The organism is Lelliottia sp. RD5 (assembly GCF_056032945.1).
This window is the reverse complement of sequence record NZ_JBVYHQ010000001.1, coordinates 1384700-1410154: the sequence shown is the minus strand read 5'-3', so window position 1 is coordinate 1410154 and position 25455 is coordinate 1384700. Positions and strand designations below refer to the sequence as shown.

Genomic DNA, 25455 nt, shown 5'->3' with positions numbered 1-25455 from the left:
AAATGCCAGGCTAGAATTCAGCATTCACCGTTAAAAGTTAATTACTTTCACGCGCAGTGAGGAAAGGAGAATTCATGAAACAAACCGTTTATACCGCCAGTCCTGAAAGCCAGCAGATCCACGTCTGGCGTCTGAATACCGAAGGCTCGCTCACGCTGGTGCAGGTTGTCGATGTGCCTGGGCAAGTTCAGCCAATGGTCGTCAGTCCGGATAAACGTTTTTTGTATGTGGGCGTGCGTCCTGAATTCCGCGTTCTGGCTTACCGCATTTCCCCGGACGATGGCGCGCTGACCTACACCGCCGAAGCGCCACTGCCGGGCAGCCCGACGCATATCTCCACCGATCGTCAGGGTCGTTTCATTTTCAGCGGATCTTACAATGCGGGCAGCGTCAGCGTGACGCGTCTGGAAGAGGGCATTCCGGTTGAAACCGTGGATATTGTCGAAGGGCTGGAAGGCTGTCACTCCGCGAATATCTCACCTGATAACCGCACGCTGTGGGTTCCCGCGCTGAAGCAGGATCGCATTTGCCTGTTCACGCTCAGCGACGACGGCCACCTGCAGGCGCAGAACCCGGCAGAGGTCACCACCGTGGAGGGCGCAGGTCCGCGTCATATGGTGTTCCATCCAAATCAGCAGTACGCCTACGTGGTAAATGAGCTAAACAGCTCCGTTGACGTGTGGGAATTGCGCAATCCAAACGGCCAGATCGAGTGCATCCAGACGCTGGATATGATGCCTGCGGACTTTGCCGACACCCGCTGGGCGGCAGACATTCATATCACCCCGGATGGCCGTCATCTGTACGCGTGCGATCGTACTTCGAGCCTGATCACCGTGTTCAGCATCTCTGAAGACGGCAGCGTGCTGGCAATCGAAGGCTTCCAGCCAACCGAAACCCAGCCGCGCGGCTTTAATATCGATAACAGCGGCAAATTCCTGATTGCGGCGGGGCAGAAATCTCATCACATCGCGCTGTATGAAATTAAAGGCGTACAGGGGCTGCTGGAAGAGAAAGGTCGCTATGCGGTTGGTCAAGGCCCAATGTGGGTGGTGGTTAACGCACACTAAGCGATAGAAAATAAAAAACCTCGCTAATGCGAGGTTTTTTTATGTCAGGAGATCCGATTACTTCTTCGGCTCAGCCACGACTTTACTGCCCACGCCGCGGTTGTTGAACTCCCACATGCGGTTGAAGTTAGCGTCGTTCAGATTGCGCTGCACGTTGCCTTTATCATCCACCGCGCCGGTGTTGCCGGAGAACGGACGTTTGGATACAGCGGCATCGGCCCACGGTTTTGCCATGTTAAAGCCTTCGTTGATCACGCTGTCGCGAATCACGACCTGACCGTTGGTCGCCGAATCCACATCCAGAGAACGACCCAGCTGCGCCACGCCGTCACCGGATGCGGTGAAGCGGCTGTTGATAGCCAGGAAGCCGTAGAACATGTTGGACAGCGTTGCAGGTGCAAACACGTAACCTTCCTGCTGGGTGCGGCTGTTCACGACGCGGAATTCGGTGTTATCAAACACCACCGCGCCACGACCAGACACAATATCCACATCGCCTTCAATGTAGCTATTGGTGACCTGAGTGCGCGTCAGACGGTTATTTTGCAGCGTGTTTTGCACGCCGCTGTTGGTCACAAAGAAGGTGTTCTGGCGACCCAGAATATTCACGTTGTTGATCTGCACCCGATCGCCGTCAGTACGCAGGGCAACCGCCTGATGATTACCCGCATCCACGCTGTCACCCACGGTGTTCTGGATGGTCAGGTTTTGCAGCTGCAGACCGTTGTTCTGTGACCAGACTACCGCAGAACACATCACGCCCACGGTCGCGCTTTGCTTGCTCTGGCAGTTGTCGAACATATACCACGCCGGTTTGCCAGGCATGTATTTACCGGCCGGATTCACCAGATGACGCCAGGTGTTACGGTCGATTTCGGAGTCGATCGCCAGGCCAATTTTCACATCAACCGCTTTCTCACCGGTACCATAAAGAGTGATGCTGCCCGGTGCAGCAGGAACATAAACGGTTCCTTCGTATTCACCCGGTAAAATCGCAATGTACTGGCGAGACGCGCTGTGCTTGGTGATAGCCGCGTCAACCGCAGCTTGAATGCTGGTGTGCGTCACGCCCTGCGCGCCTGCTGGCCCAACCACGAAGTTTGGCTGCTCAGGCAGACGAATAGAGGACGGCGTCCACGGCGCAGCGTTTGGATCCATTGCTGAATAATAATGTGCAGCGGTGAAGTTCTTTGCTTCGCCAGCAGACAGAATCGGGCGAGACGCCGTACCTGGTGCGGCTTGCTCAGAAGGCAACTGATCCGCAGGCGTTGAGCTACAGGCGGATAACGTCACGCCAAATGCGAGCGCCAACGCCAGACGGGAAATCCTGGAAATGTTCAAGGGAAAGCTCCTTGCTTCGCGAGTCTTAACGGGATAATCGAAATAGCCTGCTTTTTTATACTAAGTTGAGCGAAACGGGAAGATGAAAAGGCAAAAAGTTCTCTTTTTCACCTGCGACAGCCGCGGAAGTCGTCACAAATAAATAACATTTTCGATAAAGCGGGTTGACAGGGGCAATCGAATGAAAATAAATGTCTATACAACTCATGACAAGCGGACGTCCTATGCAGCAGCTTCATCCCGATGACGTTATCTGGCATCACGCACGGCTGGCAACCCTGAATCCGGACAATCCTGAGCCTTACGGTATGCAGGAAAACGTCGCATTAATTGTACGCGGCGAGAAAATCCTGGCGCTGATTCCTGAAGCTGACATCCCGGTAAATCATGCGAATCGGATTGACCTAGAAGGGCGGCTGGTCACGCCGGGCCTGATTGACTGTCATACCCATCTGGTGTTTGGCGGTGACCGCGCCTCTGAGTGGGAGCAGCGTCTTAATGGCGTCTCGTATCAAACGATCAGTGCGCAGGGCGGCGGAATTAACGCCACGGTCACGGCGACGCGTGCAAGCTCGGCGGAAACGCTGTTGACGCTGGCGCAACAGCGGCTGCAACGCCTGATGCAAGAGGGCGTCACCACGCTTGAGATCAAATCCGGTTACGGTCTGAATCACGAGGCCGAAGCGAAAATGCTGCGCGTGGCGCAACAGCTCGCACAAAACAATCCGGTCGAGATAAGCCCGACGCTGCTGGCGGCGCACGCGGTACCAGCTGAATACCGCCACGATCCGGATGCTTATCTGACGCTGGTTTGCGAGCAAATCATGCCCACACTCTGGAAGCAGAACGTCTTTGAAGCGGTGGATGTGTTTTGTGAAAACGTCGGGTTCACCCCTGCACAAACCGAGCGTGTTTTTCAGGCCGCTGCGGCGCTGGGCATCCCCGTCAAAGGCCACGTCGAGCAGCTTTCAAACCTTGGCGGTGCGGCACTTGTCAGCCGCTATAAAGGCTTGTCCGCCGATCATATCGAATATCTGGACGACGCGGGCGTTGCCGCGATGGCGCAAAACGGCACGGTAGCGGTATTGCTGCCGGGCGCGTTCTATTTCTTACAGGAGCGCCAGCGCCCACCGGTTGAACAGCTGCGAAAACAGGGTGTGCCGATCGCCGTGGCGACCGACTACAATCCCGGCACCAGCCCGTTTGCCAGCCTGCATCTGGCGATGAACATGGCCTGTGTCCAGTTTGGCTTAACGCCGGAAGAAGCATGGGCTGGCGTGACGCGCCATGCCGCGCAGGCGCTGGGACGCGGCGCCACACACGGGCAATTAAAAGACGGGTTTGTCGCCGATTTTATTGTCTGGGATGCCGAACGGCCGGTGGAAATGGTGTATGAGCCAGGTCGTAACCCGCTGTATCAACGTGTTTTTCGTGGGAAAATAACATGAATTTCTGGCGACCAACGCCCTCTGAAATCTGGCAAGGGCGAGACGATCGCGCCGAGGCCAGCAACGCCCTGCGTATTTTCCAGACGCTACGCCAGGCTGAACATTTTATTCCGGTAAGTTCTGGTATTGCGTTGCTCGGTTTTGCCAGCGATGAGGGGGTGAAGCGCAATCACGGCAGACCTGGCGCGGCGCACGCACCCGACGTGCTGCGCAAGGCCCTGGCGAATATGGCCAGCCATCACGGGCACGATCGGCTGGTGGATATGGGGACGATCACCGTTGAAGCAGACCAGCTTGAACCCGCGCAGCAAGCGCTCAGCGACGGGGTGAAATCCTGTCAGCACGCGGGGATGCGCACGCTGGTATTCGGCGGCGGGCATGAAACCGCCTGGGCGCACGGGCGCGGCGTGCTGGATGCGTTTCCTGATGAACGCGTCGTTATCATTAATCTGGATGCGCATCTCGATTTGCGCAAAGCCGAAAGGGCGACTTCCGGCACGCCGTTCCGCCAGCTTGCGCAGTATTGCGAAGCGCAGCAGCGTGAATTTCAGTACGCGTGCTTTGGCGTCAGCCGCGCGGCGAATACCCAGGCGCTGTGGGATGAAGCGGTTCGCCTGAACGTCACGCTGGTGGACGATCTGCATTTTCGCCGCGATGCGTTATCCACACTGGACGCCGTTTTAGCGCAGGCGGATCGCGTGTATCTCACCCTCGATCTGGACGTCCTGCCTGCAGGTGAAATGCCCGCAGTCTCGGCTCCGGCAGCGCTCGGTATTCCGGCCATGGATCTTATGCCGGTGATTGAGCAGATCTGTCGTAGCGGAAAGCTGCAGGCCGCTGATTTAGTCGAGTTTAATCCGTCGTACGATCGCGATGGTCAGGGCGCACGACTGGCTGCGCGTCTGGCCTGGCAAATTGCTCACTGGTGGGCATAACACGTTTAGAGGAGTCACGATGTTTACACGCTCACCGAATCAGCCACCCAGCGCGCCCGCGCCTTTTTACGAAAAGGTGAAACAGGCGATCAGCGAGAAAATCGCCGCGGGCGTCTGGAAGCCGCACGACCGCATTCCATCCGAAGCGGAGCTGGTGTCGCAGTTTGGTTTTAGCCGCATGACCATCAACCGCGCGCTGCGGGAACTGACCGACGAGGGCATGCTGGTGCGATTGCAGGGGGTCGGGACTTTTGTCGCCGAGCCAAAAGGGGAGTCTGCGCTTTTTGCGATCCGCAGCATCGCCGATGAGATCGCCGCGCGAAATCATCAGCATCATTGCGAGGTGTTAATTCTTGAAGAGACGCAGGCCAGCGCTGAACAGGCGTTGGCGCTGAACGTCAATGAGGGGACGCGGATTTTTCACTCGGTAATGGTGCATTTCGAGAACGACATCCCGGTGCAAATTGAAGACCGCTGCGTCAATGCCGCGCGCGTGCCGGACTATCTCGAACAGGATTACACCCAGACCACGCCGCACGCCTGGCTGTCGCAGGTTGCTCCGCTGACCGAAGGCGAACACATCGTCGAAGCGGTACGCGCTACGTTGCAGGAGTGTGAAATGCTGCGCATCAAAGAGCACGATCCGTGCCTGCTGATCCGCCGTCGCACCTGGTCTGGATCGCAAATTGTCTCCCATGCGCGGCTGCTGTTTCCCGGGGATCGCTACCGGTTGCAGGGCCACTTTATGTCATAAGTTTTAAAAGCGTGATAGCTAACGCAATATAACAAAATTGTATCTTTTTTGTTAAATCCAACCTTGTGCGGGGTTGTCTATACAAGTATATCTATTTGTATCTTTCATCCCGTATGAGGACCACACAATGTCGTCAGGTAAATACCGTCAGCAGGAGATCCGCGCCCCACGCGGCACCACGCTGACAGCCAAAAGCTGGCTCACCGAAGCGCCGCTGCGCATGTTGATGAACAATCTCGATCCCGACGTTGCTGAAAATCCGCATGAGCTGGTGGTGTACGGCGGCATCGGTCGCGCAGCGCGCAACTGGGAATGCTACGACGCCATTGTGGACTCTCTGACCCATCTTGAAAGCGACGAAACCCTGCTGGTGCAATCCGGCAAACCGGTGGGTGTGTTCAAAACCCATAAAAATGCCCCGCGCGTACTGATTGCCAACTCGAACCTCGTGCCGCACTGGGCGACGTGGGAACATTTTAACGAACTGGATGCGAAAGGGCTGGCGATGTATGGCCAGATGACCGCGGGCAGTTGGATCTATATCGGCAGTCAGGGAATTGTGCAGGGCACCTACGAAACCTTCGTGGAAGCCGGTCGCCAACACTATAACGGCTCACTGAAAGGCCGCTGGGTGTTGACCGCAGGACTGGGCGGCATGGGCGGCGCACAGCCGCTGGCCGCAACGCTGGCGGGCGCATGTTCCCTGAACATTGAATGCCAGCAGAGCCGCATCGATTTCCGTCTGCGCACCCGCTATGTCGATGAGCAGGCCGACAATCTGGACGACGCGCTGGCGCGCATCAACAAATACACGTCCGAAGGCAAAACGGTGTCGATTGCGCTGTGCGGCAATGCGGCGGATATCGTCCCGGAACTGGTCGCGCGCGGCGTTCGCCCGGATCTGGTGACCGACCAGACCAGCGCCCACGATCCGCTGCACGGCTATCTGCCCACCGGCTGGCGCTGGGAAGAGTACCAGCAAAAAGCGAAAACCGATCCGGAAGGCACCGTTCTGGCCGCCAAACAATCGATGGCTGAACACGTTCGCGCGATGCTGGCGTTTAGCGAGATGGGCGTCCCGACCTTCGACTACGGGAACAATATCCGCCAGATGGCCAAAGAGATGGGTGTTGAAAACGCCTTCGATTTCCCCGGTTTCGTCCCCGCCTATATTCGCCCGCTGTTCTGCCGCGGTATCGGCCCGTTCCGCTGGGTCGCGCTCTCCGGCGACCCGGAAGATATCTATAAAACCGACGCCAAAGTCAAAGAGATCGTTGCCGACGACGCGCATCTGCATCACTGGCTGGATATGGCCCGCGAGCGCATCAACTTCCAGGGCTTACCGGCGCGTATCTGCTGGGTGGGGCTGGAGTGGCGACAAAAGCTCGGCCTGGCGTTTAACGAAATGGTGCGCAGCGGTGAAGTGTCTGCGCCGATTGTGATTGGCCGCGACCATCTGGATTCAGGTTCCGTAGCCAGCCCAAACCGCGAAACCGAAGCGATGCAGGACGGCTCCGACGCGGTCTCCGACTGGCCGTTGCTCAACGCGCTGCTGAACACCGCCAGCGGGGCGACCTGGGTGTCATTGCACCACGGCGGCGGCGTGGGGATGGGCTTTTCTCAGCATGCGGGAATGGTGATTGTCTGCGACGGCACCGACGAAGCTGCGGCGCGCATTGCTCGCGTATTACATAACGACCCGGCGACAGGCGTGATGCGCCATGCTGATGCGGGTTACGACATCGCGATTGACTGCGCCAAAGAGCAGGGACTGAATCTGCCGATGATTGCCGCCACACAAGGAAAGCACTGATGAACGCGTTAACCCTTACTCCTGGCGCGCTGACGCTGAAACAGCTGCGCAGCGTCTGGCGTCACCCGACCCCGCTGGCACTGGATGAAAAAGCGCATGAAGCCATCAACCAAAGCGTGGCCTGCGTCGAAGCGATCGTGGCGGAAGACCGGACGGCTTACGGCATTAACACCGGTTTTGGCCTGCTGGCGCAGACGCGCATTGCCACGCACGACCTGGAAAATCTCCAGCGCTCGCTGGTGCTGTCGCATGCCGCAGGCGTAGGTGCTCCACTGGACGACGGCATGGTGCGCCTGATGATGGTGCTGAAAATCAACAGTCTGGCGCGCGGTTTTTCCGGCATCCGGCTGAGCGTGATTCAGGCGCTGATTGCGCTGGTGAATGCTCAGGTGTATCCGTGGATCCCGTCGAAAGGTTCCGTTGGCGCGTCGGGCGATTTGGCCCCGCTGGCCCATATGTCGTTGCTGTTGCTCGGCGAGGGCAAAGCCCGCTGGCAGGGCGAATGGCTGCCCGCCAAAGACGCACTGAAAAAGGCAGGACTGGAGCCGATTACCCTCGCCGCGAAAGAGGGCCTGGCGCTGCTGAACGGTACCCAGGCGTCAACCGCGTTTGCGCTGCGTGGATTATTCGAAGCCGAAGATCTGTTCGCGTCGGCGGTGGTGTGCGGCGCCTTAACGACCGAAGCGGTGCTCGGCTCACGGAGTCCGTTTGATGCGCGTATTCATGCGGTGCGCGGCCAGCGCGGACAAATTGACGCGGCGGCGATGTATCGCCATGTGCTGACGGATACCAGTGAAATCGCTGATTCTCATCATAACTGCGACAAAGTGCAGGACCCGTATTCGCTGCGCTGTCAGCCGCAGGTGATGGGCGCGTGTTTAACCCAGTTGCGCCATGCCGCAGAGGTTTTACTTATTGAGTCCAACGCGGTCTCCGATAACCCGCTGGTGTTTGCTGAGCAAAATGAAGTGGTTTCCGGCGGCAATTTCCACGCTGAGCCGGTGGCGATGGCGGCGGATAATCTGGCACTGGCGATTGCCGAAATCGGCGCATTATCCGAGCGCCGTATCGCGTTAATGATGGATAAACACATGTCGCAGCTGCCGCCGTTCCTGGTGCGTAACGGCGGCGTCAACTCCGGGTTTATGATTGCCCAAGTCACGGCGGCGGCGCTGGCGAGCGAAAATAAAGCCCTGTCGCATCCGCACAGCGTCGACAGTCTGCCGACCTCGGCGAATCAGGAAGATCACGTCTCTATGGCACCGGCCGCAGGGCGTCGCCTGTGGGAAATGGCGTCGAATACGCGGGGCGTGCTGGCGGTAGAGTGGCTCGCGGCGGTTCAGGGTATTGATTTGCGCGAAGGGCTAAAATCCAGCCCCTTGCTGGAGCAGGCGCGCCAGATGCTGCGCGAGGCCGTTTCACACTACGACGATGACCGTTTCTTCGCGCCGGACATCGAAAAGGCGATGGAACTGCTGGATGAGGGACGTCTGGTGGCGCTGTTGCCGGCCGTGTTATAAAAAAACGCCCGGCAGACTTGTCTGGCCGGGCGTCATTTTACGTCCTGATTACATCACAAAGTGATCGGGAAAATTCACCGCGTCGACCACGGCGTCAGTCAGTTTTTGCAACTGCTCTGCGGTGATGAGGTACGGCGGCATCAGATAAATCAGTTTGCCGAACGGACGCACCCACACCCCCTGATCGACGAAGAAACGCTGCAACGCGGCCATGTTCACCGGATAGCGGGTTTCCACCACGCCAATCGCGCCCAGAACGCGCACGTCCGCCACACATTCAGACGCTTTTGCCTTCGTCAGTTCCCGTTTGAGCTGCGCTTCGATAGCCGCAACTTGCGCCTGCCACTCCCCGCTTTCAAGGATCGCCAGGCTTTCGCTGGCCGCCGCGCACGCAAGCGGATTCCCCATAAACGTGGGACCGTGCATAAAGCAGCCCGCTTCACCGTCGCTGATGGTTTCGGCAACATGACGCGTGGTGATCGTCGCAGAAAGGGTCATTGTCCCGCCCGTCAGCGCTTTACCGAGACACAAAATATCCGGCGCGATGCCCGCATGTTCACAGGCGAACAGCTTGCCGGTGCGACCAAATCCGGTAGCGATCTCATCGGCAATCAGCAGGATGCCTTCGCGGTCGCACATCTTGCGGATGCGTCGTAGCCACTCAGGGTGATACATCCGCATGCCGCCTGCGCCCTGAACGATGGGCTCCAGAATCACGGCGGCGATATCCTGGCGATGCGCCGCCATTATTCGCGCAAACCCAACCATATCGGCCTCATCCCATTCACCGTCAAAACGACTTTGCGGGGCGGGCGCAAACAGGTTTTCCGGGAGATATCCCTTCCACAAGCTGTGCATCGAATTGTCCGGATCGCAGACCGACATCGCGCCAAACATATCACCGTGATAGCCGTTGCGGAACGTCAGAAACCGCTGGCGCGGTTCGCCCTTCGCATGCCAGTACTGCAGCGCCATTTTCATCGCCACTTCGACCGCGACCGAACCCGAATCGGCAAGGAAAACGCATTCCAGATTTTCCGGTGTCATCGCCACCAGACGACGGCACAGAGTAATCGCTGGCGGGTGAGTGATTCCGCCAAACATTACATGTGACATCTGGTCGATTTGCATTTTCATTGCCGCGTTCAGGCGCGGGTGGTTGTAGCCATGAATGGTCGCCCACCACGATGACATCCCGTCGATCAGCGTTTCGCCCGTCGTGAGATGCAGCTCGCAGCCGTGCGCAGACGCCACCGGATAAACGGGCAAAGGCTGACTCATTGACGTGTAAGGGTGCCAGATATGGCGTTGATCGAAGGCGAGATCGTCTTGTAACATAATCGACTTGTAAACCATTTTGTATTAATTTAGGTTTACGATTATACGCTGAACCGATAATTAACAAAACCCTTTGGAGAAGCCCAATGGCTCACCACACTCGCTGGACAATGTCGCAGGTCACCGAATTATTTAATAAACCTTTCCTGGAACTGATGTTTGAAGCGCAGCAGATCCACCGTCAGCACTTCGACCCGCGCCATGTCCAGGTCAGCACGCTGCTGTCGATCAAAACCGGGGCGTGCCCGGAAGATTGCAAATATTGCCCGCAAAGCGCGCGCTACAAAACCGGGCTGGAAGCCGAGCGTCTGATGGAAGTGGAGCAGGTGCTGGACTCGGCACGCAAGGCCAAAAATGCCGGCTCGACCCGTTTCTGCATGGGTGCAGCGTGGAAAAACCCGCACGATCGCGATATGCCATATCTGGAACAAATGGTTCAGGGCGTTAAAGAGATGGGGCTAGAGGCGTGTATGACGCTTGGCACGCTCAATGACAGCCAGGCGCAGCGCCTGTCGGCGGCAGGGCTGGATTACTACAATCACAACCTCGATACCTCACCGGAATTCTACGGCAATATTATTACCACGCGTACCTATCAGGAGCGCCTGGATACGCTGGAAAAGGTGCGCGATGCGGGGATCAAAGTCTGTTCTGGCGGTATTGTTGGCCTGGGCGAAACCGTGAACGATCGCGCCGGTCTGCTGTTACAGCTGGCCAATTTACCGACGCCACCGGAAAGCGTGCCGATCAACATGCTGGTGAAAGTCAAAGGCACGCCGATGGCCGATAACGACGACGTGGACGCGTTCGATTTTATTCGCACCATCGCCGTGGCGCGCATCATGATGCCAACCTCTTTCGTGCGCCTCTCAGCGGGTCGCGAGCAGATGAGCGAGCAGACCCAGGCGATGTGCTTTATGGCGGGCGCGAACTCTATTTTCTACGGCTGCAAACTGTTAACGACGCCCAACCCGGAAGAGGACAAAGACGTTCAGTTGTTCCGCAAGCTGGGGCTGAACCCGACCCAAACGGACGTGCTGGCGGGCGATAACGAACAGCAGCAACGTCTTGAGCAGCAGCTTTTCAACGCCGATACCGAACAGTATTACAACGCGGCCACCGTATGACCTGGCAGCAGCGCATCACAACTGCGCTGGAGAAACGCCGGGCGGCAGAGGCTTTTCGCGTGCGTACGGTCGTGGAGGGCGGCGCAGGCCGCTTTCTCATCCGCGAACAGCGTCAGTTCTGCAATTTCTCCAGCAATGATTACCTTGGCCTGAGCCAGCACCCGGCGATCGTTCGCGCCTGGCAAGAGGGGGCTGAGCAGTACGGCGTCGGCAGCGGCGGCTCCGGTCACGTCAGCGGCTACACCACGGCGCATCATGCCCTGGAGGCGTCGCTCGCCGACTGGCTCGGCTATTCCCGCGCGCTGCTGTTTATCTCGGGATTCGCCGCAAATCAGGCGCTGATTAGCGCCCTGATGGAAAAAGACGATCGGATAGTTGCCGATCGTTTGAGCCACGCATCGCTGCTGGAAGCGGCACATCTCAGCCCCGCTCAATTGCGCCGCTTTGCGCACAACGACGCTTCCCAGCTCAGTACGCTGCTGGAAAAGCCCTGCGACGGGCAACAGCTGGTGGTGACGGAAGGGGTATTTAGCATGGATGGCGACAGCGCGCCGTTATGCGATGTGCAGGCAACCGCTCAGCGGCATAACGCCTGGATGTTGGTCGATGATGCCCACGGAATTGGCGTGCTGGGGGACGAAGGGCGCGGCAGCGCATTCAGCCAAAACGTCCAGCCGGAGATCCTGGTCGTGACTTTCGGCAAAGGCTTTGGCGTAAGCGGTGCGGTGGTGCTGTGCAGCGATTCCGTTGCGGATTATCTGCTGCAGTTCGCACGACATCTGATCTACAGCACCAGCATGCCGCCTGCACAGGCTGTGGCGCTTCAGGCCGCGTTGAAGGTCATTCGAAGCGATGACGGTGAGCAGCGGCGGCAAACGCTGGCGGCGCTCATTCAGCGTTTTCGCGCAGGCGCACGAGAGTTGCCGTATCAGACAACCGATTCACACAGCGCGATTCAGCCTCTGATCGTGGGGGAAAACAGTCGTGCGCTGGCGCTGGCGGAACAGCTGCGTGCGCGGAATCTGTGGGTGACGGCGATTCGTCCGCCAACCGTACCGGCGGGAACCGCGCGGCTGCGTCTGACGCTGACGGCCGCGCACCAGACGCAGGACATCGATAACGTGCTGGAGGCGCTGTATGCCGCAGGTTAATAAGCAGGCCATCGCGTCCGCCTTTGGCCGGGCGGCGCGGTGCTATTCGCAACACGATGAACTCCAGCGCCAGAGCGCGCAGGGGCTGTACGCGTTTCTCGGTGATAAACGCTTTAATGCGGTGCTGGATGCCGGTTGCGGACCGGGGGCAAACAGCCGCGTCTGGCGGGAAAGAGGCTGTCACGTCACGGCACTCGACCTCTCGCCGCAGATGATCGAACAGGCCCGCTATCAGCAGGCGGCGGACGATTATCGGGTGGGGGATATTGAATCCATGGCCTTGCCTGACGCGCAGTTTGACCTGGTCTGGAGCCACCTGGCCGTGCAATGGTGCGCCAGTCTCTCGCAAGCGCTGCGGGAGCTGTATCGGGTCACGCGTCCTGGCGGTACGCTGGCCTTTACCACGCTGCTGGCACACTCGCTGCCGGAACTTAATCAGGCGTGGCAGGCCGTGGATGAACGGCCTCATGCCAACCGGTTTTTGCCTGAGGCAGAGGTGATTTCCGCCATGCGGGGCTGGCGATATCGCGCGACCACGCAGACGGTGACGCTGACGTTTGTGGATGCCCTCAGCGCCATGCGTTCCCTGAAGGGCATTGGCGCCACGCATTTGCATGACGGGCGCGGGCGCAAACCGCTGACGCGTGGCGAGCTCCAGCGGCTGGAGTTAGCCTGGCCGCAGCAGCGGGGTGAATTCCCGCTCTCTTATCAACTTTTCCATGGAATTATCGAACGTGATTGAACGCTATTTTGTCACCGGAACCGACACCGAAGTGGGGAAAACCGTGGCCAGCAGTGCATTATTGCAAGCCGCGCGTTTACAGGGATTCAAAACCGTCGGATATAAACCGGTCGCCTCTGGCAGCGAGATGACGGCAGAAGGGCTGCGCAACACCGACGCGTTAGCGCTGCAACGAAACAGCAGCGTGGCGCTGTCATATCAGGCGGTGAATCCTTACACCTTTGCGGAACCGACCTCGCCACACATTGTGAGCCATGATGAGCAGCGCCCAATCTCTTTTTCTGTGCTCTCTGCGGGCCTTCGGGCGCTGGAGGAGCAGGCTGAATGGGTACTGGTTGAAGGCGCGGGTGGCTGGTTTACCCCGCTCAGTGATGACCTGACTTTTGCCGACTGGGTGGCGGGCGAACAATTGCCGGTTATTCTGGTCGTTGGTATCAAACTGGGCTGTATTAACCATGCGATGCTCACCGCATTAGCGGTAAAACAGTCAGGCCTGCGTCTCGCAGGCTGGATAGCCAACGATGTGGTTGCGCCTGGAAAACGTCATCATGAGTATCTGGCGACGCTTAAACACCGGATTCATGCGCCCTTTCTCGGCGAAATCCCGTGGCTTGCCGGCGGGGCAGAAAATGCGGAAACCGGACACTATCTCGATCTCAGCGCCTTGCATCCAGCGTCATCCAGTGGGCAATAAGTTCGTCATTGAGCTCATTAACGTGGCCTTGTGCCACGTTACGTCCGCGGTACAGCATGCAAAAACGGTCGGCCACACGGCGGATAAACGACAGCTGCTGTTCCGCCAGTAAAACCGTCATGCCCAAATCTCGATTTAAACGCGCCAGAAGCAATCCCAGCCTGTGGGTAAACGTCGGGCTGGCACCGTGCATCGGTTCGTCCAGAATCAGCAGGCGAGGGCGGCTGACCAGCGCATTTGCCAGCGCCAGCTGATATTTGTCATCCGGAGATAATCCCATCGCACGGGCCTGTCGCAGCGGCCACAGCTGCGGCAACAGATCGTACATTTCGCTGCTGGCCGTCGCGTCGGATTTCCCCTGCGCGCGCATCGCGACATGCAAATTTTCTTCAACCGTGAGCTGCGAAAATATCCGTCGATCCTGCGTGACATACCCGATCCCCGGTAATTCGCTGTCACGTGCAGCGCCCAACAAGTCCTGCGGTGGCGCACCCGCTTCATGCCAGATAATGGAGCCGCTCTCCACCGGAAGTTGCCCGGTGATGCAGTTGATCAGGGTCGTTTTCCCCATGCCGGGCAGCCCGACCACGCCTGTACACATTCCTGGCGGCAAATCGAGATCAATGTTCCACAGCGTGTGTTCGCTCCCGTAAAACTGATTTATTGCGCGCAGACTCAGCATAATTCACTCCGTAAAAAACGCGTGGGCGAGATGTCATAATGATTCTGCAAAACCCTTGCCATATACGTAAAGTGAATCGAATAAGGTGTTTTTTTCGGATTATGTCACTGCTAATGTGATGCACAGGCGCGGAATTGCACACCTTCAGTGCTAACGACGCTGAGTCGTGGTGCAGCGAGGATCGAGGAAATGTGAGTAAGATCTCACCAGCCGTATATGATCTGCTCAACTGTTAATCATCGAAAAAGAGCTATAAATATTTTTTACGGACCGGCTTTTGGGAAAAACCGGGACTTTGCGGAGTGGCTGTCTACGTGGGCTGGAAGCAGTTATCCACTATTCCTGTGGATAACCATGTGCATTAGGGTTAGAAAACTTCAGGTAAGCGAGAGAATACGCGGCCTGCGGATGAATTGATGCGAAACGCGGCTTTAAGAAATATCTTCTATTAATTAATGTGTTAGACAAAAGCAATCACCGTAATGAAAGTGTCATCTGCGGCCATTAATCTGCCCTTACCCAGCTTGACAAATGTTAAAAATGGAAATGTTTTGGGGATAAGCCCTTCAGGCTAGTATTTTATCGTGCCGTAGTCTGGATATTGACCACTTTTTCGCTGATTCACCGGATGCAGTACCAAATATCGTTACATGCTACTGGAATTACATCCAGTATTTTTTACTGGCAAATTTGCCAGTCACGAGTAAAATTACTCACCTGCCGCTTTTATCGTCATCAGGTTGTTGCCCATGAGTAAAATGTTCAAATTGAATTCTGCCTTCCGTCCTTCTGGCGATCAGCCGGAGGCGATCCGTCGTCTGAAAGAGGGGCTGGAAGATGGGCTTGCACATCAAACGCTGTTGGGCGTAACCGGGTCGGGTAAAACATTTACCGTCGCCAACGTGATTGCCGATTTGCAGCGCCCCACGATGGTGCTGGCACCTAACAAAACGCTGGCGGCACAGCTTTATGGTGAGATGAAAGAGTTCTTCCCGGATAACGCCGTGGAATATTTCGTCTCCTACTACGATTATTATCAACCCGAAGCCTACGTCCCGAGCTCAGATACCTTTATCGAGAAAGACGCGTCTGTGAACGAGCATATCGAACAGATGCGTCTGTCGGCGACCAAGGCCTTGCTTGAGCGTCGAGACGTCATTGTGGTGGCCTCTGTGTCCGCTATTTACGGTCTGGGCGATCCCGATCTGTATCTGAAAATGATGTTGCACCTCACCAACGGGATGATCATCGATCAGCGCGCCATTTTGCGACGTCTGGCCGAGCTGCAATATGCCCGTAACGATCAGGCGTTCCAGCGCGGGACATTCCGGGTGCGGGGCGAAGTGATCGATATCTTCCCGGCGGAATCCGACGATCTGGCGTTACGCGTTGAGCTTTTTGATGAAGAAGTCGAGCGGCTGTCGCTTTTTGATCCGCTGACCGGCCATGTTGATTCAGTGATTCAGCGCTTCACCGTCTACCCCAAAACGCACTACGTCACCCCGCGCGAGCGCATTGTCCAGGCGATGGAAGACATCAAAGTCGAACTGGCCGAGCGACGAAAAGTGCTGCTGGAAAATAACAAACTGCTCGAAGAGCAGCGTTTGAGCCAGCGTACGCAGTTCGATCTGGAGATGATGAACGAGCTGGGCTACTGCTCGGGTATCGAAAACTACTCACGCTACCTTTCGGGCCGTGGTCCCGGTGAAGCGCCGCCGACGCTGTTTGATTATCTGCCTGCCGATGGACTGCTGGTGGTGGACGAATCCCACGTAACCATTCCGCAAATCGGTGGTATGTACCGTGGCGACCGCGCGCGTAAAGAGACGCTGGTGGAATATGGCTTCCGTCTGCCGTCGGCGCTGGATAACCGTCCAATGAAGTTCGAAGAGTTCGAAGCGCTGGCCCCGCAGACCATCTATGTCTCTGCGACGCCCGGCAACTACGAGCTGGAAAAATCTGGCGAGGATGTGGTGGATCAGGTGGTGCGCCCGACCGGCCTGCTGGATCCCATTATCGAAGTGCGTCCTGTGGGCACTCAGGTGGACGATCTGCTTTCAGAAATCCGTGCGCGCGCGACGATCAACGAACGCGTGCTGGTCACCACGCTCACCAAGCGTATGGCGGAAGATCTGACCGAGTATCTTGAAGAGCACGGCGAGCGCGTGCGTTATCTGCACTCGGATATCGACACCGTCGAACGTATGGAGATCATTCGCGATTTGCGCCTTGGCGAATTTGACGTGCTGGTCGGGATTAACTTGTTACGAGAAGGCCTGGATATGCCAGAGGTATCGCTGGTGGCGATTCTGGATGCCGATAAAGAGGGCTTCCTGCGCTCCGAGCGCTCGCTTATTCAGACCATTGGCCGTGCGGCGCGTAACATCAACGGTAAAGCCATTTTGTACGGCGATAAAATTACGGCGTCGATGGCGAAAGCGATTAGCGAAACCGAACGTCGACGCGAGAAGCAGCATCAGTACAATCTGGATAACGGCATTGTGCCGCAGGGCTTGAACAAGAAAGTGGTGGATATACTAGCGCTCGGTCAGGGGCTGGCGAAAACCAAAGCCAAAGGCCGCGGCAAATCGCGCTCTCCGGTTGAGGCCGATCCGGTTGAACTGGTGCTGACGCCAAAAGCGCTGCAGCAGAAAATTCACGAACTGGAAGGGCAGATGATGCAGCACGCACAAAACCTGGAGTTCGAAGAAGCCGCGCAAATCCGCGATCAGCTTCATCAACTGCGGGAACTGTTTATCGCGGCGTCGTAGCTCAAAGCAAAATGGCAGCGCGTGGCTGCCATTTTTATTGCCAACTGAAAACCACGTCCTGCGGGCGTGGTCATCAACAGGTTTTGGCTCTGCCTTATTATCTTCGGATTTAAATCCAACAGGACTGGTAGAGACTTCTTTTTAAGGGTTTGGGTACGCCCTTTTAGGGCGCAATCAATGCCGCCTTCTATGAAGGCGGATTTTTACTGTTTCTTTGGGCTAAGAATTCCCCGCAAATTGATGATTTGCAAGATGGTTCTCTCTAACCTAATTCCTGAATCGCTTTTTCCAGCGCCAGGCGCAGTAGATGGCGATCGTGGCGATACTTAATATCGCTCGCTTCCAGCGGCTCCTGCACTACGACGCGGCCTTCCATACCTGAAATATCCACGCCGGGCCCTACGACGACACCGTCGATGATCTTCTTCCCGACATATTGTTCCATCAGGTGCAGTTTATCTGCCAGTGACAGGCTGGCGGCGGCAGGGCTCAGCTCGCGCCCCAGATTGCCGATATACACCATGGGCGCAGGGGTTCTGCGCAGCGCTTGTGCCAGCTCTTTTACCAGCAAAAGCGGCATCAGACTGGTGTAAAAGCTGCCAGGGCCAATCAGGATCAGATCGGCCTCCGCAATGGCCTCGATCGCTTCACGCGTGGCAGGAACATTGGGATAGGTCATCAGCTCTTTTGGCGGCACCACAAGTTGATCGATATTCACCTCGCCGTAAACTTCATGGCCATCCATATCAATCGCCATCAAATCGACGGGTTGTTCTGACATTGGGATAAGGAATGCGTCGACTTTCAGCAGATTTCTGATCAAATTGATGGCTTCGAGAGGCCTTACGCTCAGGTGATCCAGCGCCTTTAACATCAGATTTCCGAGGTTATGTCCCGAAAGTTCACCGTTGCCGCTAAAACGATATTCAAACATCGCCGAAGCGACGCTTTGCTCGGTAATTAATTGATTAAGACAGTTGCGCATGTCGCCCCAGGCGATGCCGCCTTCTGCACGACGAATACGTCCCGTTGAACCGCCGTTATCCGTGGTTGTCACAATACCGGTCAGCCGGGAACCCAGCGACGATAACGATGACATAACGCGTCCCAGCCCGTGCCCTCCGCCGAGAGCAACGACACGGTCAAGATCCGCAAAAGTGCGATTGCGCATACAAATTCCTTATCCTGATGATCGCGTAACAGTAACCTAACTACCCCTAAAAGACGATGCCCTACGCTCGTCAAAATGACGTATATCAATGTGAAACGTTGCGTTTTACGTATCCTGTAGTGAAAGTGCACGATAATGACGCTATATATATAATTATACAGCGAAAGCAAAATGGCGGAAGTGCCATTTCCGCGCTACTATCGGCATAACCCACGTTTTCGCTGATGAAAACATACACTCTAGCCCTGGCGCCTGTGTCACATGATATGGCGCCCTGGCCGTGGCGGTTTCGCCACCAGGGTACAGAAAGAAATGACTGTGCCTCCCGTATCTGGAAAGGTGTACATGGCTTCACAACTCACTGATGCTTTCGCGCGTAAGTTTTTCTATTTACGTCTGTCGATTACCGATGTGTGCAACTTTCGTTGCACCTATTGCCTGCCGAACGGTTATAAACCCGGCAGCGTCACCAATAACGGATTTCTCTCCGTGGCCGAAGTGCGGCGCGTCACGCGCGCATTCTCTGAACTCGGCACGGAAAAAGTGCGCCTGACGGGCGGAGAGCCCTCACTTCGTCGTGACTTTCCTGACATTATTGCCGCTATTCGTGAAAACGACAGCATCCGTCAAATTGCCGTCACGACCAATGGCTATCGTATGGCACGCGACGTCGCAAACTGGCGCGAAGCCGGATTAACGGCAATTAACGTCAGCGTCGATAGCCTTGATGCACGCCAGTTTCACGCCATTACCGGGCAGGATAAATTCCAGCAGGTGATGGACGGCATCGACGCGGCGTTTGAAGCCGGATTCGATAAAGTCAAAGTCAACACCGTGCTGATGCGCGATGTGAATCACCACCAACTGGACACCTTCCTGGCGTGGATCAAACCGCGCCGCATTCAGCTGCGTTTTATTGAGCTGATGGAGACAGGCGAGGGCAGTGACCTGTTCCGCCGCCATCATATTTCCGGGATGGTATTGCGCGATGCGCTGTTGAGACGCGGCTGGATCCATCAGATTCGAAGCCGCAGTGACGGCCCGGCTCAGGTCTTTTGTCACCCGGATTACGAAGGGGAAATCGGGCTTATCATGCCCTATGAAAAAGACTTCTGCGCCAGCTGTAACCGCCTGCGCGTCTCATCGATTGGCAAGTTGCACCTGTGCCTGTTTGGCGACGGCGGCGTCGATCTCCGTGACTTGCTGGAGGACGATGCACAGCAGAACGCCCTTGAAGCGCGGATCGCAGCAGCGTTGACGCACAAAAAGCAGACCCACTTCCTGCATCAGGGCGACACCGGAATCACACAGAACCTGTCCTACATCGGCGGGTAATTGGCTTAAAAGGAATCAGAAATGAGTCAGGTCAGCGCAGAGTTTATCCCGACGCGTATTGCTATTCTTACGATTTCAGAACGCCGTGGCGAAGAGGACGATACGTCTGGCCACTGGCTGCGTGACGCGGCGCATGAGGTGGGACACCATATCGTCGATAAGGCCATCGTCAAAGAGAACCGCTACGCCATTCGCGCGCAGGTTTCACAGTGGATCGCCAGCGACGACGTGCAGGTCGTGTTGATTAACGGTGGAACGGGTTTGACCGCAGGCGATCAGGCACCGGAAGCGCTGTTGCCGCTGTTTGACCGGGAGGTTGAAGGGTTTGGCGAAGTGTTCCGCATGCTGTCGTTTGAAGAGATTGGCACCTCGACGCTGCAATCACGGGCGGTGGCGGGGATGGCGAACAAAACGCTGATTTTTGCCATGCCAGGCTCCACCAAAGCCTGCCGTACCGCATGGGAAAATATCATTGCCCCGCAGCTTGATGTCCGCACACGTCCCTGTAATTTTCATCCACATTTAAAGAAATAATTATGTCGCAACTCACCCATATTAACGCCGCAGGCGAAGCCCATATGGTGGATGTCTCTGCCAAAGCCGAAACGGTGCGCGAAGCGCGTGCCGAAGCCTTTGTCACTATGCTGCCTGAAACGCTGGCCATGATTATCGACGGCAGCCACCACAAAGGTGACGTGTTTGCTACCGCACGTATCGCCGGGATTCAGGCGGCGAAACGCACATGGGATCTCATCCCGCTGTGCCATCCGCTGATGCTAAGCAAGGTCGAAGTAAACCTGCTGGCGGAGCCAGAACACAGCCGCGTGCGTATCGAATCGTTATGCCGCCTGACCGGTAAAACCGGCGTAGAAATGGAAGCCTTAACGGCGGCTTCCGTGGCGGCACTCACCATTTACGACATGTGCAAAGCGGTGCAGAAAGATATGGTGATTGGTCCGGTTCGACTGCTGGCGAAAAGCGGCGGCAAATCCGGCGATTTTAAGGCTGACTGTCATGATTAAGGTTCTGTTTTTCGCGCAGGTTCGCGAGCTGGTGAATACGGACAGTCTCACCGTTGACGCCTCTTTCGAGACCGTCGACGCGCTGCGCGCCCATCTGGCGGCGCAAAGCGACCGCTGGGCGCTGGCGCTGGAAGAGGGCAAATTATTGGCCGCCGTCAATCAGACGCTGGTGGATTTCAGCCATCCTGTTAATGCGGGTGATGAAGTGGCGTTTTTCCCGCCAGTAACGGGAGGTTAACGATGAGTGACACGCGAATCATTGTCAGCCCCGCGCGGTTTAGCGTCGGAACGGAATACACGTGGCTTGCAGAGCGCGATGAAGACGGCGCGGTCGTCACTTTTACCGGGAAAGTCCGCAACCATAATTTGGGCGACAGCGTCAAAGCGCTAACGCTTGAGCACTATCCGGGAATGACCGAAAAATCGCTGGCCGATATCGTGCAAGAGGCGCGCACTCGCTGGGCGTTGGGACGTATCACGGTGATTCACCGCATCGGGGAAATGTGGCCGGGTGAAGAAATTGTCTTTGTTGGCGTCACCAGTTCTCACCGCAGCAGCGCGTTTGAAGCGGGAGAATTTATCATGGATTATCTCAAAACGCGGGCACCCTTCTGGAAGCGCGAGGCCACGCCGGAAGGCGAGCGCTGGGTCGAGTCACGCGACAGCGATAAAGACGCTGCCAGCCGCTGGTAACCGACGCGCGCAGATGTGTTAATCTTAACGGTAAATGTCCACTTAATGAGGAGTTATCATGGACCGATTTCCACGTTCGGATTCAATCGTTCAGCAGACCCGTAGCGGCCTGCAAACGTATATGGCGCAGGTGTACGGCTGGATGACCTGTGGTTTGCTGTTAACCGCGTTTATCGCGTGGTATGCAGCCAATACGCCCGCAGTGATGATGTTTGTCTTCTCCAGCAAAATCACCTTCTTTGGGCTGATTATCGCGCAGCTGGCGCTGGTCTTTGTGCTCTCCGGTCTCGTGCAAAAGCTCAGCGCGGGGATGGCGACCACGCTGTTTATGCTCTATTCGGCGCTCACCGGCCTGACGCTTTCCAGCATTTTTATCGTCTATACCTACTCGTCTATCGCCAGTACCTTCGTGGTCGCCGGCGGGATGTTTGGTGCGATGAGCCTCTACGGCTACACCACCAAACGTGATTTGAGCGGTTTTGGCAACATGCTGTTTATGGCGCTGATCGGTATCGTGCTGGCTTCACTGGTGAACTTCTGGCTGAAAAGCGAAGCGCTGATGTGGGCTGTGACGTATATCGGGGTGATCGTCTTTGTCGGCCTGACCGCGTACGACACGCAAAAGCTGAAAAATATCGGTGAACAGATCGATGTGCGCGACAGCTCAAACCTGCGCAAATACGCCATTCTTGGCGCATTGACGCTGTATCTCGACTTCATCAACCTGTTCCTGATGCTACTGCGTATTTTCGGCAACCGTCGTTAATACTCTTTCCCTCACCCCTGTGGGTGAGGGAATTATCACTTCGCCATCGCCTTCTCGTTTTTCGCCCGCAATTTCTTCGCCCGACTCTCCAGAATCAGATAGCAGACCGTCGCCAGCGCCAGCGGTAAGAAGTAGTACAGCATACGATAGGCCAGCAGCGCGGCGATAATCTTGCCGTGAGAAACATGTTCCCCCGCCAGCAGCGCAATAAATACCGCTTCGAGTACGCCGATCCCCGCCGGGATATGCACGATGACGCCCGCGATACTGCTCACCAGCAGCACGCCCAGGACAAAGAAATAGTTCACGTCTTCGCCGATCAACAGCCAAATGATCGTGCCCATCACCATCCAGTTGGCGCTGGAAATCGCCATCTGCATCAGGGCAAATTTCCACGTCGGCAGAACCAGTTTTTGCCCTTTGATGGTCATGTGGCGATGTTTGGCGAACGCGCATGCCCAAAGATATACCGCGATAATCAGCAGCAGGACGATGCCCAAAATCCGCAGCGTGGTTTCGTCGATATACCAGTGTGCCGGTAACTGCACCACGCCGATGGTAAAGATCACTCCACCGAGCAGAATATAGCCCAGCCAGTTGGTGGTAATACTCAGTGAAAAAATGCGCGTGATGGTACTGCTCGGCAGCCCAAGCCGCGAGTAAAGCCGGTAGCGCATCCCGATGCCGCCCACCCAGGTGCTGAGCGTCAGGTTAAAGGCATAGCAGATAAACGACACCAGCATCACCTGGCGTTTTGCCAGCTTATGCCCGCAATAGGCGCGTCCGAGTAAATCGTAACAGCCATAAATCAGATAACTTACTACCACCAGCCCGACGGCGCTGAGCAGCACCGTGCGGTTATAGTTGCGGATAACTTTCCAGACCTCTTCCCAGTCAATTTTCTGCGCGTATACCACCAGTAGAACAATGACCGCGATAAAAAAGAGCCAGGTGAGGATTTTTTTGGCCATTCGCCAGCGAGGATGTGATTTGCTCATTATGGCTTCACCCCCGTGTTTTCGGCTTCAACGCGATCCTGAGTTTCCATTGTAGGTTGAACCGGTGCCGGGACCTGCGCCAGTTTAGGCGTGTGCGCGGGCAGCCAGCCGACAAGCGCCGGGAAGTGGCGCAGGAAGTGGAAAACCACCACGCTTTTGGTCAAATTCCACCAGGTGCGTTTGGGCACCATTGAATCGTCCACCCGCACGCAGTCGCGAGCGATAATTCCTGTCAGGTTATCGCGCAAGGTCTGGTTAAATTCACGATCGTGGATAATCAAGTTGGCCTCAAGATTCAGCGACAGGCTCAGGGGATCGAGATTACTGGAGCCGACGGTGGCCCAGTGATCGTCCATCAGTGCGACTTTGCCGTGCAGGGGACGACGACGATATTCATAAATCTGCACGCCGCCTTTGACTAAATAATCGTACAGCAGTCGTGCGCCGACGGTGACAATCGGCATATCCGGCTCACCCTGCACAATCAGTTTGACCCGCACACCGCGTCGTGCGGCATTGCGCATGGCATGCAGCAGGCGATAACCCGGGAAGAAATAGGCGTTCGCTATAATCACTTCACGCTTCGCGTTGGCCAGCATTTTCAAATAATGCCGTTCGATATCGTCACGATGCTCTTCGTTGTCGCGCCAGATGAACAGCGCCTGCGCTTCGCCCGGCTGACGGTTCTCTTCCGGACGATGACGGCGTTTCCACCACCGACGCGTCACGGATTCGCCGGGCAAGTTTTCCAGCTCGAACTGCAAAATATCCTGAACTACCGGGCCTTCGACGCGTATCGCATAATCCTGCTTGGCTTCGGGGCCGTAATCGGACATGTGCTCATCGGAATAGTTAATCCCGCCGACAAAGGCAACAGCGTCATCCACCACCACGATTTTGCGGTGCATCCGACGGAAGACGTTGGTGCGCATACCCAGCAGAGGAGGGCGCGGATCGTAATACCGGAACACCACGCCCGCCGAGGTGAGTTCGTTGACAAACTCGTCGCTCAAATCGGGTGAACCGTAGCCATCAAGCAGCACTTCAACTTTGACGCTGCGCTGTGCGGCTCGCAAAATGGCCTCATGAAGCTGACGGCCAACGCCATCCTCGAACCAGATAAACGTTTCCAGAATCACCCTGTGCTGGGCTTTATCAAGCGCGGCATACACAGCTGGATAATACTCGTCACCATTCTCCAGCAGCGTGATCCGGTTTCCTTCTCGCCATGAACATTTCATAAGTGAATCTCCGCACTTAAAGGGGCGTGGTCGGATAAATGACGCCATGTACGCAGCGCCAGCGTAGTTGGGCTGCTGGCGTGCGCGTTTTTGACATAAATTCGGTCGAGGCGAAGCAACGGGAAACTCACCGGGAAGGTCCGCGCCGGACGCCCGTGTGCGCGCGTAAAGATCTCATCCAGCCCGGCGTGAACTTTCAGTGGACGGTTGGCGCGCTGCCGCCAGTCGTTGAAATCGCCCGCGACGACCACCGGTTCGCCTTCGGGGAGGGCATTCACCCATTTCGCCATCATCTTCAGCTGTGCCTGACGGTGTGCTTCGCGCAGGCCCAGATGGACGCACCCGACGTGAATCGGAAACGCCAGTTCCGGTGGCGTAATCCGACAGTAAAGCAGCCCGCGCTTTTCGCTCTCGCCCACCGAAACGTCGTGATTTTCATAATGTTCGATGGGAAAGCGCGACAGAACCGCATTGCCGTGATGCCCTTCAGGGTAAACGGCGTTGCGCCCGTAGGCGTAGTCACTCCACATGGTATCGGCCAAAAATTCGTAATGTGTCGTGTCTGGCCAGTTTTCGACATGCATAGGGTGAATCTCATGCGCGCCCATCACCTCTTGCAGGCACACGATATCTGCGCCGACGGTGCGTACCGCGTCCCGCAACTCGGGTAAAATGAAGCGGCGGTTAAATGCCGTGAAGCCCTTGTGTGTGTTTATCGTCAATATTTTTAATGAAAAATGCCGGTTTTTTTGCGTCATATTTTCCTGCCAGCGTCACTATCCTGATGAAAATAAAGTGTAGTCGGCGTCACAAAAAGATGCGGCGTTACGGAATTTTCCGTAA

Annotated in this window: 24 protein-coding genes and 1 riboswitch; of the genes, 17 read left to right on the top strand and 7 right to left on the bottom strand. The window is 56.4% G+C overall.

The features are described from left to right. Positions 1 to 74 precede the first annotated feature (74 nt). A complete protein-coding gene (gene pgl / locus AC0LWE_RS07040) occupies positions 75 to 1070 on the top strand; it encodes a 6-phosphogluconolactonase (protein ID WP_131487674.1) in 996 nt (331 codons plus the stop codon). 57 nt (positions 1071 to 1127) lie between these two features. Here pgl and AC0LWE_RS07035 read toward each other — a convergent pair whose 3' ends face one another. Next, positions 1128 to 2411 (bottom strand): putative acyl-CoA thioester hydrolase, encoded by a 1284-nt coding sequence (locus AC0LWE_RS07035; RefSeq protein ID WP_131487675.1) that lies wholly within the window; start codon positions 2409 to 2411, stop codon positions 1128 to 1130. Between the two features lie 224 nt (positions 2412 to 2635). Here AC0LWE_RS07035 and hutI point away from each other — a divergent pair, with 224 nt between their 5' ends. The 5 genes from hutI (at position 2636) to hutH (ending at position 8881) form a co-directional block, all read left to right on the top strand. Continuing rightward, on the top strand, positions 2636 to 3859 hold the full coding sequence (hutI, locus tag AC0LWE_RS07030) for an imidazolonepropionase (RefSeq protein ID WP_219347711.1): 1224 nt from the start codon (positions 2636 to 2638) through the stop codon (positions 3857 to 3859). Then, positions 3856 to 4794, top strand: coding sequence for a formimidoylglutamase (gene hutG, locus AC0LWE_RS07025; protein WP_219346864.1), 939 nt, complete (start codon positions 3856 to 3858; stop codon positions 4792 to 4794). Before hutI ends, hutG begins: the two co-directional genes overlap by 4 nt. A gap of 19 nt (positions 4795 to 4813) precedes the next feature. After that, positions 4814 to 5548, top strand: a complete 735-nt coding sequence (locus AC0LWE_RS07020; protein WP_174342262.1) for a histidine utilization repressor — start codon at positions 4814 to 4816, stop codon at positions 5546 to 5548. Between the two features lie 127 nt (positions 5549 to 5675). Further along, positions 5676 to 7361: a urocanate hydratase gene (gene hutU, locus AC0LWE_RS07015; protein WP_202694168.1), complete on the top strand. Its 1686-nt coding sequence runs from the start codon at positions 5676 to 5678 to the stop codon at positions 7359 to 7361. Beyond that, positions 7361 to 8881 (top strand): histidine ammonia-lyase, encoded by a 1521-nt coding sequence (gene hutH / locus AC0LWE_RS07010; RefSeq protein ID WP_219346863.1) that lies wholly within the window; start codon positions 7361 to 7363, stop codon positions 8879 to 8881. Before hutU ends, hutH begins: the two co-directional genes overlap by 1 nt. 48 nt (positions 8882 to 8929) lie before the next feature. On the opposite strand, the gene bioA is transcribed toward hutH, so the two are convergent. Next, positions 8930 to 10219, bottom strand: coding sequence for an adenosylmethionine--8-amino-7-oxononanoate transaminase (gene bioA / locus AC0LWE_RS07005; RefSeq protein WP_411909844.1), 1290 nt, complete (start codon positions 10217 to 10219; stop codon positions 8930 to 8932). Positions 10220 to 10305: 86 nt separating this feature from the next. On the opposite strand from bioA, the gene bioB reads away from it, so the two are divergent. The 4 genes from bioB to bioD are packed head-to-tail and all read left to right on the top strand — an operon-like array spanning position 10306 to position 13933. Further along, a complete protein-coding gene (gene bioB, locus AC0LWE_RS07000; RefSeq protein WP_202694165.1) occupies positions 10306 to 11346 on the top strand; it encodes a biotin synthase BioB in 1041 nt (346 codons plus the stop codon). After that, positions 11343 to 12497 carry an 8-amino-7-oxononanoate synthase gene (gene bioF, locus AC0LWE_RS06995; RefSeq protein ID WP_202694164.1) on the top strand — a complete coding sequence of 385 codons (1155 nt, stop codon included), beginning with the start codon at positions 11343 to 11345 and terminating at the stop codon, positions 12495 to 12497. Before bioB ends, bioF begins: the two co-directional genes overlap by 4 nt. Beyond that, entirely contained in the window at positions 12484 to 13239 is a 756-nt protein-coding gene (gene bioC / locus AC0LWE_RS06990; RefSeq protein ID WP_059178590.1) for a malonyl-ACP O-methyltransferase BioC, read from the top strand. Before bioF ends, bioC begins: the two co-directional genes overlap by 14 nt. Continuing rightward, positions 13232 to 13933, top strand: coding sequence for a dethiobiotin synthase (gene bioD, locus AC0LWE_RS06985; protein ID WP_202667141.1), 702 nt, complete (start codon positions 13232 to 13234; stop codon positions 13931 to 13933). The genes bioC and bioD overlap by 8 nt, the downstream gene beginning before the upstream one ends. Here bioD and AC0LWE_RS06980 read toward each other — a convergent pair. Further along, positions 13896 to 14615 carry an ABC transporter ATP-binding protein gene (locus AC0LWE_RS06980; protein ID WP_219346861.1) on the bottom strand — a complete coding sequence of 240 codons (720 nt, stop codon included), beginning with the start codon at positions 14613 to 14615 and terminating at the stop codon, positions 13896 to 13898. The genes bioD and AC0LWE_RS06980 overlap by 38 nt on opposite strands. Positions 14616 to 15364: 749 nt before the next feature. On the opposite strand from AC0LWE_RS06980, the gene uvrB reads away from it, so the two are divergent. Beyond that, positions 15365 to 17386 (top strand): excinuclease ABC subunit UvrB, encoded by a 2022-nt coding sequence (gene uvrB, locus AC0LWE_RS06975; protein WP_131487685.1) that lies wholly within the window; start codon positions 15365 to 15367, stop codon positions 17384 to 17386. A gap of 262 nt (positions 17387 to 17648) precedes the next feature. On the opposite strand, the gene yvcK is transcribed toward uvrB, so the two are convergent. Next, positions 17649 to 18557 carry a uridine diphosphate-N-acetylglucosamine-binding protein YvcK gene (gene yvcK, locus AC0LWE_RS06970; RefSeq protein ID WP_202665207.1) on the bottom strand — a complete coding sequence of 303 codons (909 nt, stop codon included), beginning with the start codon at positions 18555 to 18557 and terminating at the stop codon, positions 17649 to 17651. A 223-nt stretch (positions 18558 to 18780) separates the two neighbouring features. Further along, positions 18781 to 18915, top strand: a riboswitch (molybdenum cofactor riboswitch). On the opposite strand from yvcK, the gene moaA reads away from it, so the two are divergent. The 6 genes from moaA (at position 18903) to AC0LWE_RS06940 (ending at position 22373) form a co-directional block, all read left to right on the top strand. Then, entirely contained in the window at positions 18903 to 19892 is a 990-nt protein-coding gene (gene moaA / locus AC0LWE_RS06965) for a GTP 3',8-cyclase MoaA (protein ID WP_219346860.1), read from the top strand. Its footprint overlaps the riboswitch before it by 13 nt. A 21-nt stretch (positions 19893 to 19913) precedes the next feature. After that, positions 19914 to 20426: a molybdenum cofactor biosynthesis protein B gene (gene moaB, locus AC0LWE_RS06960; protein WP_174342253.1), complete on the top strand. Its 513-nt coding sequence runs from the start codon at positions 19914 to 19916 to the stop codon at positions 20424 to 20426. 2 nt (positions 20427 to 20428) lie between these two features. Next, complete coding sequence (gene moaC / locus AC0LWE_RS06955) at positions 20429 to 20914, top strand: cyclic pyranopterin monophosphate synthase MoaC (protein ID WP_059178583.1); 486 nt, start codon at positions 20429 to 20431, stop codon at positions 20912 to 20914. Further along, entirely contained in the window at positions 20907 to 21152 is a 246-nt protein-coding gene (moaD, locus tag AC0LWE_RS06950; protein WP_059178582.1) for a molybdopterin synthase sulfur carrier subunit, read from the top strand. The genes moaC and moaD overlap by 8 nt, the downstream gene beginning before the upstream one ends. Positions 21153 to 21154: 2 nt before the next feature. Then, positions 21155 to 21607 (top strand): molybdopterin synthase catalytic subunit MoaE, encoded by a 453-nt coding sequence (moaE, locus tag AC0LWE_RS06945; protein ID WP_059178581.1) that lies wholly within the window; start codon positions 21155 to 21157, stop codon positions 21605 to 21607. A 58-nt stretch (positions 21608 to 21665) separates the two neighbouring features. Next, positions 21666 to 22373 carry a Bax inhibitor-1/YccA family protein gene (locus tag AC0LWE_RS06940; protein ID WP_012016678.1) on the top strand — a complete coding sequence of 236 codons (708 nt, stop codon included), beginning with the start codon at positions 21666 to 21668 and terminating at the stop codon, positions 22371 to 22373. Positions 22374 to 22408: 35 nt separating this feature from the next. Here the strand turns inward: AC0LWE_RS06940 and AC0LWE_RS06935 are convergent, their stop codons facing one another. From AC0LWE_RS06935 to AC0LWE_RS06925, 3 genes are read right to left on the bottom strand one after another with little or no spacing between them, the layout of a single operon-like run. Next, complete coding sequence (locus AC0LWE_RS06935; RefSeq protein WP_174342250.1) at positions 22409 to 23371, bottom strand: lysylphosphatidylglycerol synthase transmembrane domain-containing protein; 963 nt, start codon at positions 23369 to 23371, stop codon at positions 22409 to 22411. Then, positions 23371 to 24612 carry a cardiolipin synthase ClsB gene (gene clsB / locus AC0LWE_RS06930; RefSeq protein WP_059178579.1) on the bottom strand — a complete coding sequence of 414 codons (1242 nt, stop codon included), beginning with the start codon at positions 24610 to 24612 and terminating at the stop codon, positions 23371 to 23373. Before clsB ends, AC0LWE_RS06935 begins: the two co-directional genes overlap by 1 nt. Then, entirely contained in the window at positions 24609 to 25370 is a 762-nt protein-coding gene (locus tag AC0LWE_RS06925; protein WP_219346859.1) for an endonuclease/exonuclease/phosphatase family protein, read from the bottom strand. The genes clsB and AC0LWE_RS06925 overlap by 4 nt, the downstream gene beginning before the upstream one ends. Between the last annotated feature and the right edge of the window lie 85 nt (positions 25371 to 25455).